This window comes from Pseudomonas sp. AAC, from assembly GCF_000725445.1.
GTDB lineage: Bacteria > Pseudomonadota > Gammaproteobacteria > Pseudomonadales > Pseudomonadaceae > Pseudomonas > Pseudomonas citronellolis.
In genome coordinates this window covers 700,639-713,386 of record NZ_KL647094.1, presented here as the reverse complement: position 1 = coordinate 713,386, position 12,748 = coordinate 700,639, and the positions used below count along the sequence as shown (strand labels likewise).

The 12,748-nt window shown below is 67.4% G+C and carries 14 protein-coding genes; 7 read left to right on the top strand and 7 right to left on the bottom strand.

What is annotated here, in order from left to right; genetic code table 11:
• Positions 1–39: 39 nt before the first annotated feature.
• Both FG99_RS02870 and FG99_RS02865 read right to left on the bottom strand, forming a co-directional pair.
• Complete coding sequence (locus FG99_RS02870; RefSeq protein WP_043267175.1) at positions 40–492, bottom strand: MarR family winged helix-turn-helix transcriptional regulator; 453 nt, start codon at positions 490–492, stop codon at positions 40–42.
• 45 nt (positions 493–537) lie between these two features.
• Positions 538–1,509: a LysR family transcriptional regulator gene (locus FG99_RS02865; protein WP_043267173.1), complete on the bottom strand. Its 972-nt coding sequence runs from the start codon at positions 1,507–1,509 to the stop codon at positions 538–540.
• A 102-nt stretch (positions 1,510–1,611) separates the two neighbouring features.
• Between FG99_RS02865 and FG99_RS02860 the strand changes: the two genes are divergently transcribed.
• Positions 1,612–2,352 (top strand): sulfite exporter TauE/SafE family protein, encoded by a 741-nt coding sequence (locus FG99_RS02860; RefSeq protein ID WP_043267172.1) that lies wholly within the window; start codon positions 1,612–1,614, stop codon positions 2,350–2,352.
• 6 nt (positions 2,353–2,358) lie between these two features.
• On the opposite strand, the gene FG99_RS02855 is transcribed toward FG99_RS02860, so the two are convergent.
• Positions 2,359–3,213: a LysR substrate-binding domain-containing protein gene (locus FG99_RS02855; protein WP_009623491.1), complete on the bottom strand. Its 855-nt coding sequence runs from the start codon at positions 3,211–3,213 to the stop codon at positions 2,359–2,361.
• Positions 3,214–3,310: 97 nt separating this feature from the next.
• Between FG99_RS02855 and FG99_RS02850 the strand changes: the two genes are divergently transcribed.
• The 3 genes from FG99_RS02850 to FG99_RS02840 all read left to right on the top strand — a co-directional run bounded on the left by FG99_RS02850 (position 3,311) and on the right by FG99_RS02840 (position 5,337).
• On the top strand, positions 3,311–3,544 hold the full coding sequence (locus FG99_RS02850; RefSeq protein ID WP_043267170.1) for a DUF1127 domain-containing protein: 234 nt from the start codon (positions 3,311–3,313) through the stop codon (positions 3,542–3,544).
• Positions 3,545–3,580: 36 nt separating this feature from the next.
• Entirely contained in the window at positions 3,581–4,051 is a 471-nt protein-coding gene (locus FG99_RS02845) for a DUF3291 domain-containing protein (protein ID WP_043267168.1), read from the top strand.
• Positions 4,052–4,113: 62 nt separating this feature from the next.
• A complete protein-coding gene (locus FG99_RS02840; protein WP_197886822.1) occupies positions 4,114–5,337 on the top strand; it encodes a winged helix-turn-helix domain-containing protein in 1,224 nt (407 codons plus the stop codon).
• Positions 5,338–5,340: 3 nt separating this feature from the next.
• On the opposite strand, the gene FG99_RS02835 is transcribed toward FG99_RS02840, so the two are convergent.
• Positions 5,341–6,204 (bottom strand): universal stress protein, encoded by an 864-nt coding sequence (locus FG99_RS02835; RefSeq protein ID WP_009623480.1) that lies wholly within the window; start codon positions 6,202–6,204, stop codon positions 5,341–5,343.
• A gap of 179 nt (positions 6,205–6,383) precedes the next feature.
• On the opposite strand from FG99_RS02835, the gene FG99_RS02830 reads away from it, so the two are divergent.
• Positions 6,384–6,989, top strand: coding sequence for a MiaE family protein (locus FG99_RS02830; protein WP_043267164.1), 606 nt, complete (start codon positions 6,384–6,386; stop codon positions 6,987–6,989).
• Between the two features lie 654 nt (positions 6,990–7,643).
• On the opposite strand, the gene FG99_RS02825 is transcribed toward FG99_RS02830, so the two are convergent.
• The 3 genes from FG99_RS02825 to FG99_RS02815 all read right to left on the bottom strand — a co-directional run bounded on the left by FG99_RS02825 (position 7,644) and on the right by FG99_RS02815 (position 9,169).
• Positions 7,644–7,853 carry a YgdI/YgdR family lipoprotein gene (locus FG99_RS02825; RefSeq protein WP_043267162.1) on the bottom strand — a complete coding sequence of 70 codons (210 nt, stop codon included), beginning with the start codon at positions 7,851–7,853 and terminating at the stop codon, positions 7,644–7,646.
• 73 nt (positions 7,854–7,926) lie between these two features.
• Positions 7,927–8,670 carry a UDP-2,3-diacylglucosamine diphosphatase gene (lpxH, locus tag FG99_RS02820; RefSeq protein WP_043267160.1) on the bottom strand — a complete coding sequence of 248 codons (744 nt, stop codon included), beginning with the start codon at positions 8,668–8,670 and terminating at the stop codon, positions 7,927–7,929.
• Between the two features lie 4 nt (positions 8,671–8,674).
• Entirely contained in the window at positions 8,675–9,169 is a 495-nt protein-coding gene (locus FG99_RS02815) for a peptidylprolyl isomerase (RefSeq protein ID WP_009623469.1), read from the bottom strand.
• A gap of 123 nt (positions 9,170–9,292) precedes the next feature.
• On the opposite strand from FG99_RS02815, the gene FG99_RS02810 reads away from it, so the two are divergent.
• Both FG99_RS02810 and cysS read left to right on the top strand, forming a co-directional pair.
• Entirely contained in the window at positions 9,293–10,975 is a 1,683-nt protein-coding gene (locus FG99_RS02810) for a glutamine--tRNA ligase/YqeY domain fusion protein (RefSeq protein ID WP_043267158.1), read from the top strand.
• Positions 10,976–12,361 carry a cysteine--tRNA ligase gene (cysS, locus tag FG99_RS02805; RefSeq protein ID WP_043267156.1) on the top strand — a complete coding sequence of 462 codons (1,386 nt, stop codon included), beginning with the start codon at positions 10,976–10,978 and terminating at the stop codon, positions 12,359–12,361.
• Positions 12,362–12,748: the final 387 nt, after the last annotated feature.

Here is a 12,748-nt window from a genome sequence, read left to right as displayed (position 1 = left end):
GAATTCGCGATAAGGTATTCGCGATCCTGGAATAAGCGCCTAGTCCGAGCCTTGCAGGCTGCCGCGCAGGTCCACCAGTTCGTTCTTCAGCCTGCCCAGTTCTTCGAGGGACAGGCCGCTGGCGGCGAGGATGCAGGCCGGGATGCTCTCGGCCTGCTGGCGCAGCTCCCGGCCCTTGTCGGTCAGGCGCAGTTCGACCACCCGCTCGTCGCTGGCGCTGCGCTTGCGGGTGATCAGGCCTTCGCCTTCCAGGCGCTTGAGCAGCGGGGTGAGGGAGCCGGGGTCGGTGAGCATGCGCGCGCTGATCTCGCCGACGGTGATGTCGTCCTGTTCCCAGAGCACCAGCATGGCGATGTACTGCGGGTAGGTCAGGCCCAGTTGCTGGAGCAGGGGCTTGTACACCTTGGTCATCTGCAGCGAGGTGGAGTAGAGGGCGAAGCACAGCTGGTTGTCGAGCTTGAGCGATTCGCAGGCGTCCTTGGGTTGGCTCATGACGGGCCTCCGAATAGATGATTGCGCCTTAATTTAGCGCGCTGGCTATTTCTTCGCCAGTTCCTTGCCTGCCAGGTGCGCGGCGAGGGCGCTGTCCCAGGGTGGCGGGAAGCCGAAGCGCTCGACGAGGAAGGCCAGCAGGCGCTGGCTGCGCGGGTGGGTGCCGCGCTCCAGGCGCAGGGCGTGGATGCCGCCCGGTTCGGCTTCCGGCAGGCCCGGCTCGCAGAACAGCGGCTGCAGTTCGCCGCGCATCAGGTATTCGCTGCACAGCCAGGTCGGCAGGTGAGCCACGCCGAGCCCCTGCAAGGCGCCTTCGACCAGGGTTTCCGCGTTGTTGGCGGTCAGCCGCAGGCGCCGTGGGCGCAGGTGCTGCAGGCGCCCGTCGACGGCGAAGCGCCAGGCCAGCGGCGGCGCCAGGCCTTCCCAGTCCAGGCCGATGTGCTCGGGCAACTGCAGCGGCGAGCTCGGCCGGCCGTGGCGGGCCAGGTAGTCGGCGCTGGCGCAGACGATGCGGCGCATGGGCGCCAGCGGCGTGGCCACCAGGCGGCTGTCCGGCAGCGGGCCGATGCGCAGCACCAGGTCGACCTGGCCGAGGTTGTCGCCCTGCAGGTCGGTGAAGCTGTCGATCAGGCGCAGCTGCACGTCCAGGCCGGGGTTGGCCTTGAGGAAGTCGGCGATGGCCGGTGCCAGGTGGCGGCGGCCGAAGGGCACGGGCGCGTCGATGCGGATCAGGCCTTCGGGCGCGGTGCTCAGCGATACCGCTTCGGCGCGGGCCTGGCGCAGTTCTTCGACTATGCGCCGGGCGCGTTCGGCGAAGGCCAGGCCCGCCGGTGTGGCGCGGACTACGTGGGTGCTGCGGGCCAGCAGCGGGCTGCCGAGGCCGCGTTCGAGGGCATCCATGCGCCGCGCCACCGCCGAGGGCGTGAGCTGGCGCAGGCGCGCGGCGGCGGAAAAGCTGCCGCTGTCGAGCACGTCGAGGAACAGGTCCAGCTGGTCTTCCAGGGCGGTGGGAGTCATGGTGCTTGCCTATGCGTAAAGCGCAAAGCCATTGTGCTGGGCTTTGCGTTTCCCATCCAGCGGCGGTTTTCTAGCATGGCCTCGACGTATTTGGAGGTTCGCATGCTGGAGATGGGGCTGGATTTCGTCCTGGGGTTGGTTCTGGGTTGCCTGGGCGGGTTGTTCGGCATCGGTGGCGGCCTGCTGGCGATCCCGGCGCTGGGCGTGCTGTTCGGCCTCGACCAGCAACTGGCCCAGGGCACGGCATTGGTGATGGTGGTACCCAACGTGCTGCTGGCGCTGCGCCGTTATCACCAGCGCAATCGTATCGATCCCGGCCAGGCGGCGGTGCTCGCGGTGACCGGTCTGTTCTGCGCCTTTCTCGCCTCCAGCCTGGCGCTGCGCATCGATGCGGCGCACATGCGCACGGCCTTCGTGGTGTTCCTGCTGGCCCTGGCCGGCTACCTGCTGCTGCGCCAGCGCAGCGAGGCGCAGCCGCGCGAGGAAACGCCGGGCCTGCCCTGGTTCGCCGCCCTTGGCCTGGGCGCGGGCTCCCTGGGCGGGCTGTTCGGGGTGGGCGGCGGTGTGCTGGCCACGCCGGTGCTGACTTCGCTGTTCGGCTTCACCCAGGTGGTGGCCCAGGGGCTGGCCCTGGCGTTGGCCGCGCCGAGCACCGCGGTGGCGCTGGGCACCTATGCGCTGCATGGCCACGTCGACTGGCGCATGGGCGCTTGCCTCGCGGCTGGCGGCCTGCTGAGCATCTCCTGGGGCGTGAAGCTGGCCCATGCGCTGCCCGAGCGCGCCCTGCGCTTCGCCTTCAGCCTGTTCCTGGTGGTTTGCGCGCTGCTCCTGCTGCGCCAGTGAGCCGGCTCAGGCGGCGAAGCCTTCGACGATGTAGTCGGCCAGCTTGTCGGTGACCGGCGACTGCCGCGCCGGGTTGCGCAGCAGCACGATGCTCGCCGAGGGCAGGGCCGGCAGGCCTTCCTCCTCGCCGATGATGCGCAGGTTGCCGGTGAGCAGGCTGCGCAGCTGGGCGGTGACCGCCAGGCCCGCGCTGGCCACGGCGAACAGCGCCGAGAGGCTGGGGCTGCTGTAGGCGATGCGGTAGTCGATCTCCAGCGCTTCCAGGGCGTTGCAGGCCCAGGCGCGGCAGAAGCAGGTGGTGTTGAACATCGCCAGCGGCAGTGGGCGCTGCTCCTGCGGGCAGAAGCTTTCCGCGGCCATCCAGACGAAGGGCTCCTGGCGCAGCAGCTGGCCGATCTCGGTGCCCGGCTCGCGGGTGACTATGGTCAGGTCCAGGTCCTTGCGGGTGAGCAGTTGCGAGGAGCTCTCGCAATGCACTTCCACCTGCACCAGCGGGTAGGCCTGGGCGAAGCGCGAGAGGATTTCCGGGAGGAAGCGCATCACGTAGTCGTCCGGCGTGCCGATGCGCACCGCGCCGACCATGTGCGGCTGGCGCAGGGTGTTGAACACCTCGCCCTGCAGCCGCAGGATGCGCCGCGCGTAGCCCAGCAGCACCTGGCCTTCGGGCGTCAGGCGCACCTGGCGGCCGTCGCGCTCGAACAGGGTGCGTTCCAGCACGTCTTCCTCCAGGCGCTTCATCTGCATGCTCACCGCCGACTGGGTGCGGTTGACCACCTCGGCGGCGCGGGTGAAGCCGCCGTGGTCGGCGATGGCGACGAAGGTGCGCAGCAGTTCGCTGTCGATGCTGGGGAAGGCGCTCATACATCAATCTCCAAGATGGGATGCATAAGAATGATTCGTTGGATTGATCTTATGCCCGGCGCGAGACTGGTGCCAACCCCACAGGGAGGACGACACGATGAAAGCGCAATTCGGTTTCGTGATGACACCCTCGGTATTCACCCGCCGGCATGCCGGCGCGGCCTTCTGGCAGCGCCTGCTGGGCCGCATCCGCCGCTGGCGGGAACTGGCCCGGCAGCGCGAGCAGTTGGCCAGGCTCAGCGATGCGGCGCTCAAGGACATCGGCCTGAGCCGCGCCGACATCCTGCAGGAGGCGGAGAAGCCCTTCTGGATCGACCACCTGCGTCGCTGAACCCCTTCTATATTGCACGAGCACAAGGAAAGGCCCATGCCGCACCGCTACCACCTGGCCCAGGTCAACATCGCCCGGGCCAGGGCTCCCCTCGACCACCCGCTGATGCAGGATTTCGTCGACCAGCTGGCGCCCATCAACGCCCTGGCCGAGGCCAGCCCCGGCTTCGTCTGGCGCCTGCAGGACGAGGCGGGCGACGCCACCGGCGTCCAGGCCTTCGCCGACCCGCGGATCATCGTCAACCTGTCGCTCTGGGAATCCCTGGATGCGTTGCGCGACTATGTCTATGGCGGCGAGCACCTGAGCGTGCTGCGCCGGCGCAAGGAGTGGATGGAGAAGCTGCCGGGGCCGAGCCTGGCGCTCTGGTGGCTGCCGGCCGGGCAACTGCCGACCCTGGAGCAGGCCCGCGCGGCCTTGCAGCGCCTGGCCGAGCACGGGCCGAGCGCCGCAGCCTTCAGCATCGCCCGGCCGTTCCCCGCGCCCAGCGCGCAAGCCCTGCCGGCCTGATGTCGGCGCTGGTGGCTTTGGCGTAGGATCGGGGGCTTCGATCCAGCCGGCAGGAAGTGCCCATGACCGACAGCCTGTCCCTCAAGCAAGCCCGCCGCCTGGCCCTGGCGGCCCAGGGCTTCGCCAGCCGGCGCCCGCGCAGCCAGGTGCAGCGCCGGCACCTGCAGCAGGTGCTGGAACGCCTGGGCGTGCTGCAGATCGATTCGGTCAACGCCCTGACCCGCTCGCACTACCTGCCGCTGTTCTCGCGCCTGGGCAGCTACCCGCAGGCGCTGCTGGACGAGGCGGCCTGGAGCGCCGGGCGGCATCGGCGGATGTTCGAGTACTGGGGGCACGAGGCATCCCTGCTGCCGCTGGAGCTGTATCCGCTGATGCGCTGGCGCATGCGTCGCGCGGCCGTGGGGCAGGGCATCTACAAGCAACTGGCACGCTTCGGCGAGGAACGCCGCGAAGTGATCGAGCGCGTGCTGCAGGCGGTGCGCGAGCAGGGCGCCCTGGGCGCCGGCAGCCTGACCACCCGCAGCGAGCGGGCCGGCCCCTGGTGGGACTGGAGCGACGAGAAGCACGCCCTGGAATGGCTGTTCGCCGCCGGCGAGGTGACGGTGGCCGGGCGCCGAGGTTTCGAGCGGCTGTATGACCTGCCGGAGCGGGTGCTGCCCGCCGCTGTGCTGGATGCGCCCGAGCTGGATGCCGGGCAGGCCCAGCGCGGCCTGCTGTTGCACGCCGCCAACGCCCTGGGCGTGGCCAGCGAGACCGACCTGCGCGACTACTTCCGCCTGGAGCCGGCGGACAGCAAGGCGCGCCTGGCCGAACTGGTCGAGGCCGGCGCGCTGCGCCAGGTGCGCGTGCAGGGCTGGTCGCAGGCGGCCTACGTCGCCGGCGAACCAGTCATTCCGCGCAAGGTGGCGGCCAGCGCGCTGCTGTCGCCCTTCGACTCCCTGGTGTGGGAGCGCGCCCGCACCGAGCGGCTGTTCGACTTCCGCTACCGCCTGGAGATCTACACCCCGCAGCACAAGCGGGTCTACGGCTACTACGTGCTGCCCTTCCTGTTCGGCGAACGCCTGGCGGCGCGCATCGACCTGCGCGCCGAGCGGGCGGCGGGGCGCCTGGCGGTCCATGCCGTGCACGAGGAACAGCGGCCGCTGGGCGAGGAGGGCATGCTGGCGCTGGCCGGCCAGTTGCGCGAAATGGCCACCTGGCTGGGCCTGGAGGATGTGCACGTGAACTGCCGCAAGGCGGAGGGCGTCCGCCTGCGGGCGATGCTAGGCGCCGGGGCTGGCGCCTAGCTGTCAGGCCTTGGCCGCCAGCTCGTCGAGGTGGGCGATGACTTCGTCCGGCTTGAGCACCAGCACGTCGCTTTCCAGGGCATCGAGCACCACCTCGGCGGTGTTGCCGATCAGCGCGCCGGAGAAGCCGGTGCGCGCCACGGTGCCGATCACCGTCACCGCCGCGTCCAGCTGGTGCGCGGTACGCGGGATGAGCACGTCGGCCGGGCCTTCCTCGATGTGCAGGTGCTGGTCGTCCACCCCGTATTCGGCCTGGAACGCCTTGCAGGCCTCGCGGTAGCGGGCCTCGATGGTCTCGCTGAGCTGGAAGGTCGGGTCGGCGGCGGACAGCATCGGCGAGGGGTGGGCGCTGATCACGTGCAACTGGCCGTGGGTCAGCCCGGCGATGTCGTAGGCGTGGCTGACGATATTGGCGTGCAGCGCGTGGTGCTCGGCGTCGTTGTTGCCGACGTCGACCGCGGCGAGGATGTTGCGCCCGGCCCAGGGCGTGGCGCTCTTCACCAGCAGCACGGGAGCGGGGCAGTAGCGCAGCAGCTTCCAGTCGTCGGGGGTGAGCAGCGCCTTCTTCAGCGGGCTGTCGGGGTGGTGCTGCTTGACCACCAGGCCGCAGCCTTCGGCCTGCTGCTCGGCGATGATGGTGGCGTGCAGGCTGTCGTGCCAGGCCTGCCGGCAACTGCTGCTGTAGCCTTCCTCGCGCAGGCTGGCGGTCAGCTCCTCCAGCCGGGCGCCGGCGTCGCCTTGCTTGCTGCAGGCCAGCAGGTGCAGGTGGGATTGAGTGACGCTGGCGATCAGCTTGGCGCGCTTGAGCGCCAGGCCGTCGGGCTGGTCGGGGGCCACTACTACGAGAATGCTGCGGATGGCTTGCATGGTCGTCTCCCTTGGCACTTGCCGTTGCTTTGCAGCAACTGTAGACGCGATCCGGCCGCGCGGTTCTTGAGGTGCATCAAGTGTGGCGCTGGCCGTGCGCCGCTGCATTCGTATAATGCTCCGCCTTTGGCCGCCGGCGAACCCTTTTGCGCGGCGGCGCTGAGTGACTGGAGCCCGTCATGTTGTCCGAAATCCGCGAATTCCTCGGTTGCGCCACGCCCGATGCCTGGGTCGAGGCCGCCTTGCGGGACCAGGAAGTGCTGCTGATCGACCACAAGAACAACGAGTTCAAGGCCGCCAGCACCGCCCTGGCGCTGATCGCCAAGTACAGCGCCCATGAGGAGCTGGTGAACTTCATGTCGCGCCTGGCGCGCGAGGAACTGCGCCACCACGAGCAGGTGCTGGCGATCCTCAAGAAGCGCGGCATTCCCCTGCGGCCGATCTCCGCCGGCCGCTACGCCTCGGGCCTGCGCGCGGCGGTGCGCAACCACGAGCCGCACAAGCTGGTCGACACCCTGATCGTCGGCGCCTTCATCGAATGCCGCAGCTGCGAGCGCTTCGCGGCCCTGGTCGACCACCTGGATGCGGACCTGGCGAAGTTCTATGGTTCGCTGCTCAAATCCGAGGCGCGGCACTTCCAGGGCTACCTGGCGCTGGCGCGGCGGTATGGCGACGAGGCCGATATCCAGCGGCGGGTGGAGGATATTCGTGAGGTCGAGGCGGCTCTCATCAGTTCGCCGGATGGGGAGTTCCGCTTTCATAGTGGTGTGCCGCAGGAGGCTTGAGGCTTTTGGCTTTTTTGTAGGAGCGAGCTTGCTTGCGAACGGGGTTTGCCGGTGGCTGTGGTGTTGGGGGGAGGAGCGCCCTCTCCCCAGCCCTCTCCCTGAAGGGAGAGGGGGCTGTCCTGAGCTGCCGGGAAGCCCAGAGTCATCCTGATACTCCTCACTCCCCCTCGCCATTCCCGCGAACGCGGGAACCCAGTGACGGGCGGTTCGCGAGCAAGCTCGCTCCTACGAAAAGCAAAAGCGCGTTTGCTCTTGGACTTCCAGAGAAATAGCCGAGCGCACCGGAGTGCCCCTTCAGAAGGCCGAACGAAACCCGCGCTCAGGAGGTCATGCGACATGGATGTCGCGAGAGCCCCGATGGGCTACAGGGACGTACCCTCGGGGCGGGCCTCCGTGGCGGGGGAATTCGTGAGGGTAGCCCGACTGTGTCGGGCCCGTATGGCGGGGCAAGCCTTTTTGGTTCCTTTTGTGGCGTTTGACAAAAGGGACTCGCCCGAGGGGGCGAAATGAGAGATATCCGAACACTCGGAGCGGCGCGATACACCGAGCAAGAAGGCAGCTGGATTCCCGCGTTCGCGGGAATGACGGGGTGGCGATTGGTGCGTAGGGCCAGGAGGGTTGGCGAGCAAGCCCGCTTACCCCTCCAATCCCCCCTCAGCGCTCGATGATCTGCCGAATCTGCGACTGCGGAATCATCTGCTCCTTGCCCTCGGAATCCTCGAAGCGAATCATCCCGCTGGCCTTGTCCAGCTTCGGCTTGTTGTCGGTAGTGATCATCTGGCCATCGGCAGTGCTGATGATGTACTCGCTGGAACAACCGGCGAGGGCGAGTAGGCAAGCGGCGAGCAGCAGGTGTTTTTTCATGGCGATCCCGGACGATGCGGCTATGGATGGATTGAGCATAGCTGCTGGCCCGGGGCCATGAAGTTGATCCGCGTCAGTGGCCGGACGGCTCCGCTTCGAGACTGAAGGGCGCCTGGTGCAGGCCGTTGGCGTCGGCCTGCAGGGCCCAGCCTTGACGGTCCCAGTCGCCGAGGACGATGCGCCGGGCCGGCTGGCCGTCGAGCTGCAACTCGTGCACCGCCGGGCGATGGGTGTGGCCGTGGATCAGGGTGCGCACGCCATGCTGGCGCATGACCTTGAGCACCTCGTCCGGCGTCACGTCGACGATCTCGCTGGCCTTCATGCGCGTCTGCGCGCGGCTTTCCTTGCGCAGCTTGCGCGCCAACTGGTGGCGCCTGGAAAGCGGCAGGTTGCGCAGGATGAACAGCGAGACCGGATTGCGCAGCCAGCGGCGCAGCTTCATGTAGCCGACGTCCAGGGTGCACAGGCTGTCGCCGTGCATCAGCAGCACCTTCTCGCCGTTCAGGCGGATCACGCTGGGGTCGCGCAGCAGGGTGCAGCCGGCTTCGCGGCAGAACGCCTTGCTGATCAGGAAGTCGCGGTTGCCGTGCATCAGGTAGATGCGCGTGCCGCTGTCGGCCAGTTCGCGCAGGGCGCGGGCGATGGAATGCTGGAACTCGTCCATGCCGTCGTCGCCGATCCAGGCCTCGAAGAAGTCGCCGAGGATGTAGAGCGCTTCGGCCTGGCGGGCGCGGCTGCGGAGGAAATGCAAGAACGCCCGGGTGATGTCCGGGCGTTCCGCTTCCAGATGCAGGTCCGAGATGAACAGGACGCTCATCGACTCACTCGACGATCTCGGCCTTCTCGATGATCACGTCTTCGCTGGGCACGTCCTGGTGGCCGGCGCGCATGGTGGTGGCCACACCCTTGATCTTGTTGACCACGTCCATGCCGTCCACTACCTGGCCGAACACGCAGTAGCCCCAGCCCTGCACGGTCGGCGCGCTGTGGTTGAGGAAGTCGTTGTCGGCGACGTTGATGAAGAACTGCGCGCTGGCCGAATGCGGCTCCATGGTGCGGGCCATGGCGACGGTACCGACCTTGTTGCCGACGCCGTTGTTGGCCTCGTTCTTGATCGGGGCGCGGGTGCTCTTCTGCTTCATGCCCGGTTCGAAACCGCCGCCCTGGATCATGAAGTTGTTGATCACGCGGTGGAAGATGGTGTTGTCGTAATGACCGCTCTTCACGTACTCCTTGAAGTTGGCCACGGTCTCTGGGGCCTTGTCTTCGAAGAGTTCCAGGGTGATGACGCCATGGTTGGTGTGCAGCTTGATCATGAGGGGATTCCACTCTGTCGGGAAAATCGAAGGCCTGTCAGGGGGTTGACAGCTTCGGCTATGATAAGCGCTTTGGTTTGGCCGGCCTACCCTGGCCGAACGTCAGTAACGATCAAGGACACCATGAGCAAGCCCACCGCCGATTCGAAAGAAGCCACTGTCGCCGCCAACTTCCTGCGCCCCATCGTCCAGGCAGACCTGGACAGCGGCAAGCACCAGAAGATCGTCACCCGCTTCCCGCCGGAGCCCAACGGCTACCTGCACATCGGCCACGCCAAGTCGATCTGCCTGAACTTCGGCCTGGCCCGTGACTTCGGCGGCGACTGCCACCTGCGCTTCGACGACACCAACCCGGCGAAGGAAGACCAGGAATACATCGACGCCATCGAGGCCGACGTGAAGTGGCTGGGCTTCCAGTGGGCCGGCCCGGTGCGCTTCGCCTCCGACTATTTCGACCAGCTGCACGCCTGGGCGGTGGACCTGATCAAGGCCGGCAAGGCTTTCGTCTGCGACCTCAATGCCGAGGAAATGCGCGAATACCGCGGCAGCCTGACCGAGCCGGGCAGGAACAGCCCGTTCCGCGAGCGCTCGGTGGAAGAAAACCTCGACCTGTTCGCGCGGATGAAGGCCGGCGAGTTCCCCGACGGCGCCAAGTCGCTTCGGGCGAAGATCGACATGGCCTCGCCGAACATCAACCTGCGCGACCCGATCCTCTACCGCATCCGCCACGCCCATCACCACCAGACCGGCGACAAGTGGTGCATCTACCCCAGCTACGACTTCACCCACGGCCAGTCGGACGCCATCGAGGGCATCACCCACTCCATCTGCACCCTGGAGTTCGAGGACCATCGCCCGCTGTACGAGTGGTTCCTGGCCAACCTGCCGGTGCCGGCGCAGCCGCGCCAGTACGAGTTCGCCCGGCTGAACCTGAACTACACCATCACCAGCAAGCGCAAGCTCAAGCAGCTGGTCGACGAAGGCCACGTGGACGGCTGGGACGACCCGCGCATGTCGACCCTCTCCGGCTACCGCCGCCGCGGCTACACCCCGGCCTCGATCCGCAACTTCTGCGACATGATCGGCGTGAACCGCGCCGGTGGCGTGGTCGACATCGGCATGCTGGAATTCGCCATCCGCGACGACCTGGACGCCAACGCCGCGCGCGCCATGTGCGTGCTCAAGCCGCTGAAGGTGGTCATCACCAACTACCCCGAAGGCCAGGTCGAGAACCTCGAGCTGCCGCGCCATCCGAAGCAGGACATGGGCGTGCGCGTGCTGCCGTTCAGCCGCGAGATCTACATCGACGCCGGCGACTTCGAGGAGGTCCCGCCGGCCGGCTACAAGCGCCTGGTCCCCGGTGGCGAAGTGCGCCTGCGCGGCAGCTACGTGATCCGCGCCGACGAAGCCATCAAGGACGCCGCCGGTAACATCGTCGAACTGCGCTGCAGCTACGACGAGAACACCCTGGGCAAGAACCCGGAAGGCCGCAAGGTCAAGGGCGTGATCCACTGGGTGCCGGCCGCCGAGAGCGTCGAGTGCGAAGTGCGCCTGTACGACCGCCTGTTCCGCTCGGCCAACCCGGAAAAGTCCGAAGAGGGCGGCAGCTTCCTCGACAACATCAACCCCGACTCCCTGGTGGTGCTCAAGGGTTGCCGCGCCGAGCCGTCGCTGGCCGGCGCCGGCGCCGAGGACCGTTTCCAGTTCGAGCGCGAAGGCTACTTCTGCGCCGACAGCAAGGATTCCAAGGCCGGCGCCCTGGTCTTCAACCGCACCGTGACCCTGCGCGATTCCTGGGGGCAGTAAATGGCGCTTTCCCTCTACAACACCCTGAGCAAGGCCAAGGAGCCGTTCCAGCCGCTGGTCGGCAACCAGGTGCGCATGTACGTGTGCGGCATGACCGTGTACGACTTCTGCCACATCGGCCACGCCCGCGTCATGGTCGCCTTCGACGTCATCGCCCGCTGGCTGCGCCAGCGCGGCTATGAGCTGACCTACGTGCGCAACATCACCGACATCGACGACAAGATCATCCGTCGCGCCCAGGAGAACGGCGAGCCCTTCGACGCCCTGACCGAGCGCATGATCGCCGCGATGCACGAGGACGAGGCGCGCCTGTCGGTGTTGCGCCCGGACATCGAGCCGCGCGCCACCGGCCACATCGCCGGCATGCACGCGATGATCCAGACGCTGATCGATAAGGGCTTCGCCTACGCCCCGGGCAACGGCGACGTCTACTACCGCGTCGGCAAGTTCGTCGGCTACGGCAAGCTGTCGCGCAAGAAGATCGAAGACCTGCGCATCGGCGCGCGCATCGAGGTCGACGAATCCAAGGAAGACCCGCTGGACTTCGTCCTGTGGAAGGCGGCCAAGCCGGGCGAGCCGAGCTGGGAGTCGCCCTGGGGCGCCGGGCGCCCGGGCTGGCACATCGAGTGCTCGGTGATGTCCACCTGCTGCCTGGGCGAGACCTTCGACATCCACGGCGGCGGCCCGGACCTGGTGTTCCCGCACCACGAGAACGAGATCGCCCAGAGCGAGGCGGCCACCGGCAAGCCCTACGCGGCCACCTGGATGCACGCCGGCGCGGTGCGCGTGGACGGCGAGAAGATGTCCAAGTCCCTGGGCAACTTCTTCACCATCCGCGAGGTGCTGGAGAAGTACCACCCCGAGGTGGTGCGCTTCCTGCTGGTGTCCAGCCACTACCGCAGCCCGATCAACTACTCCGAGGACAACCTCAAGGAAGCCAAGGGCGCGCTGGAACGCTTCTACACCGCGCTGCGCGGCCTACCCGAGGTCGAGGCGGCCGGTGGCGAAGCCTTCGCCGAGCGTTTCGCAGCGGCCATGGACGACGACTTCAACACCCCGGAAGCCGTCGCCGTGCTGTTCGAGATGGCCCGCGAAGTGAACCGCCTGCGCGAGGCCGACCTGCAGGCCGCAGCGGCCTTGGCGGCGAAGCTTCGCGAGCTGGCCGGCCTGCTCGGCGTACTGCAACTGGAGCCGGATGCCTTCCTCCAGGCCGGCGCCGCCGGCAAGGTCGACGCCGCCCAGGTGGAAGCGCTGATCCAGGCCCGCCTGGAAGCCCGCGCGGCGAAGAACTGGGCCGAGTCGGACCGCATTCGCGACGAGCTGACGGCCATGGGCGTGGTTCTGGAAGACGGCAAGGGCGGCACCACCTGGCGTTTGGCCGAGTGATCCACCGCTGATAAGGAAAGAAGGCCGCTGATGCGGCCTTTTTTCTGCCGATTGCGCCGAGGTGCTCTTCGTAGGATGGGTTGAGCTTGCGATACCCATGCTGCCGTGGTGATGGGTATCGCTTCGCTCAACGCCATCCTACGAAAAGCCATGCTTCCTGGAACCGTAGGAGCAATTGTCTTGCCGATTGCACCGAAGCGCTTTTCGTAGGATGGGTTGAGCCTTGGCGAAACCCATGCTGCCGTGGTGATGGGTATCGCTTCGCTCAACGCCATCCTACGAAAAGCCATGCTTCCTGGAACCGTAGGAGCAATTGTCTTGCCGATTGCACCGAAGCGCTTTTCGTAGGATGGGTTGAGCCTTGGCGAAACCCATGCGGTCACGGCG

What these genes read in the sequence shown, in the direction of transcription:
- cysS (WP_043267156.1), top strand. Translation starts at nt 10,976, where the DNA reads ATGGCGCTTTCCCTCTACAACACCCTGAGCAAGGCCAAGGAGCCGTTC.
- FG99_RS02865 (WP_043267173.1), bottom strand. Translation starts at nt 1,509, where the DNA reads ATGACTCCCACCGCCCTGGAAGACCAGCTGGACCTGTTCCTCGACGTG.
- FG99_RS02830 (WP_043267164.1), top strand. Translation starts at nt 6,384, where the DNA reads ATGTTGTCCGAAATCCGCGAATTCCTCGGTTGCGCCACGCCCGATGCC.
- FG99_RS02870 (WP_043267175.1), bottom strand. Translation starts at nt 492, where the DNA reads ATGAGCCAACCCAAGGACGCCTGCGAATCGCTCAAGCTCGACAACCAG.
- FG99_RS02810 (WP_043267158.1), top strand. Translation starts at nt 9,293, where the DNA reads ATGAGCAAGCCCACCGCCGATTCGAAAGAAGCCACTGTCGCCGCCAAC.
- FG99_RS02860 (WP_043267172.1), top strand. Translation starts at nt 1,612, where the DNA reads ATGCTGGAGATGGGGCTGGATTTCGTCCTGGGGTTGGTTCTGGGTTGC.
- FG99_RS02850 (WP_043267170.1), top strand. Translation starts at nt 3,311, where the DNA reads ATGAAAGCGCAATTCGGTTTCGTGATGACACCCTCGGTATTCACCCGC.
- FG99_RS02855 (WP_009623491.1), bottom strand. Translation starts at nt 3,213, where the DNA reads ATGAGCGCCTTCCCCAGCATCGACAGCGAACTGCTGCGCACCTTCGTC.
- FG99_RS02835 (WP_009623480.1), bottom strand. Translation starts at nt 6,204, where the DNA reads ATGCAAGCCATCCGCAGCATTCTCGTAGTAGTGGCCCCCGACCAGCCC.
- FG99_RS02825 (WP_043267162.1), bottom strand. Translation starts at nt 7,853, where the DNA reads ATGAAAAAACACCTGCTGCTCGCCGCTTGCCTACTCGCCCTCGCCGGT.
- FG99_RS02845 (WP_043267168.1), top strand. Translation starts at nt 3,581, where the DNA reads ATGCCGCACCGCTACCACCTGGCCCAGGTCAACATCGCCCGGGCCAGG.
- lpxH (WP_043267160.1), bottom strand. Translation starts at nt 8,670, where the DNA reads ATGAGCGTCCTGTTCATCTCGGACCTGCATCTGGAAGCGGAACGCCCG.
- FG99_RS02815 (WP_009623469.1), bottom strand. Translation starts at nt 9,169, where the DNA reads ATGATCAAGCTGCACACCAACCATGGCGTCATCACCCTGGAACTCTTC.
- FG99_RS02840 (WP_197886822.1), top strand. Translation starts at nt 4,114, where the DNA reads ATGACCGACAGCCTGTCCCTCAAGCAAGCCCGCCGCCTGGCCCTGGCG.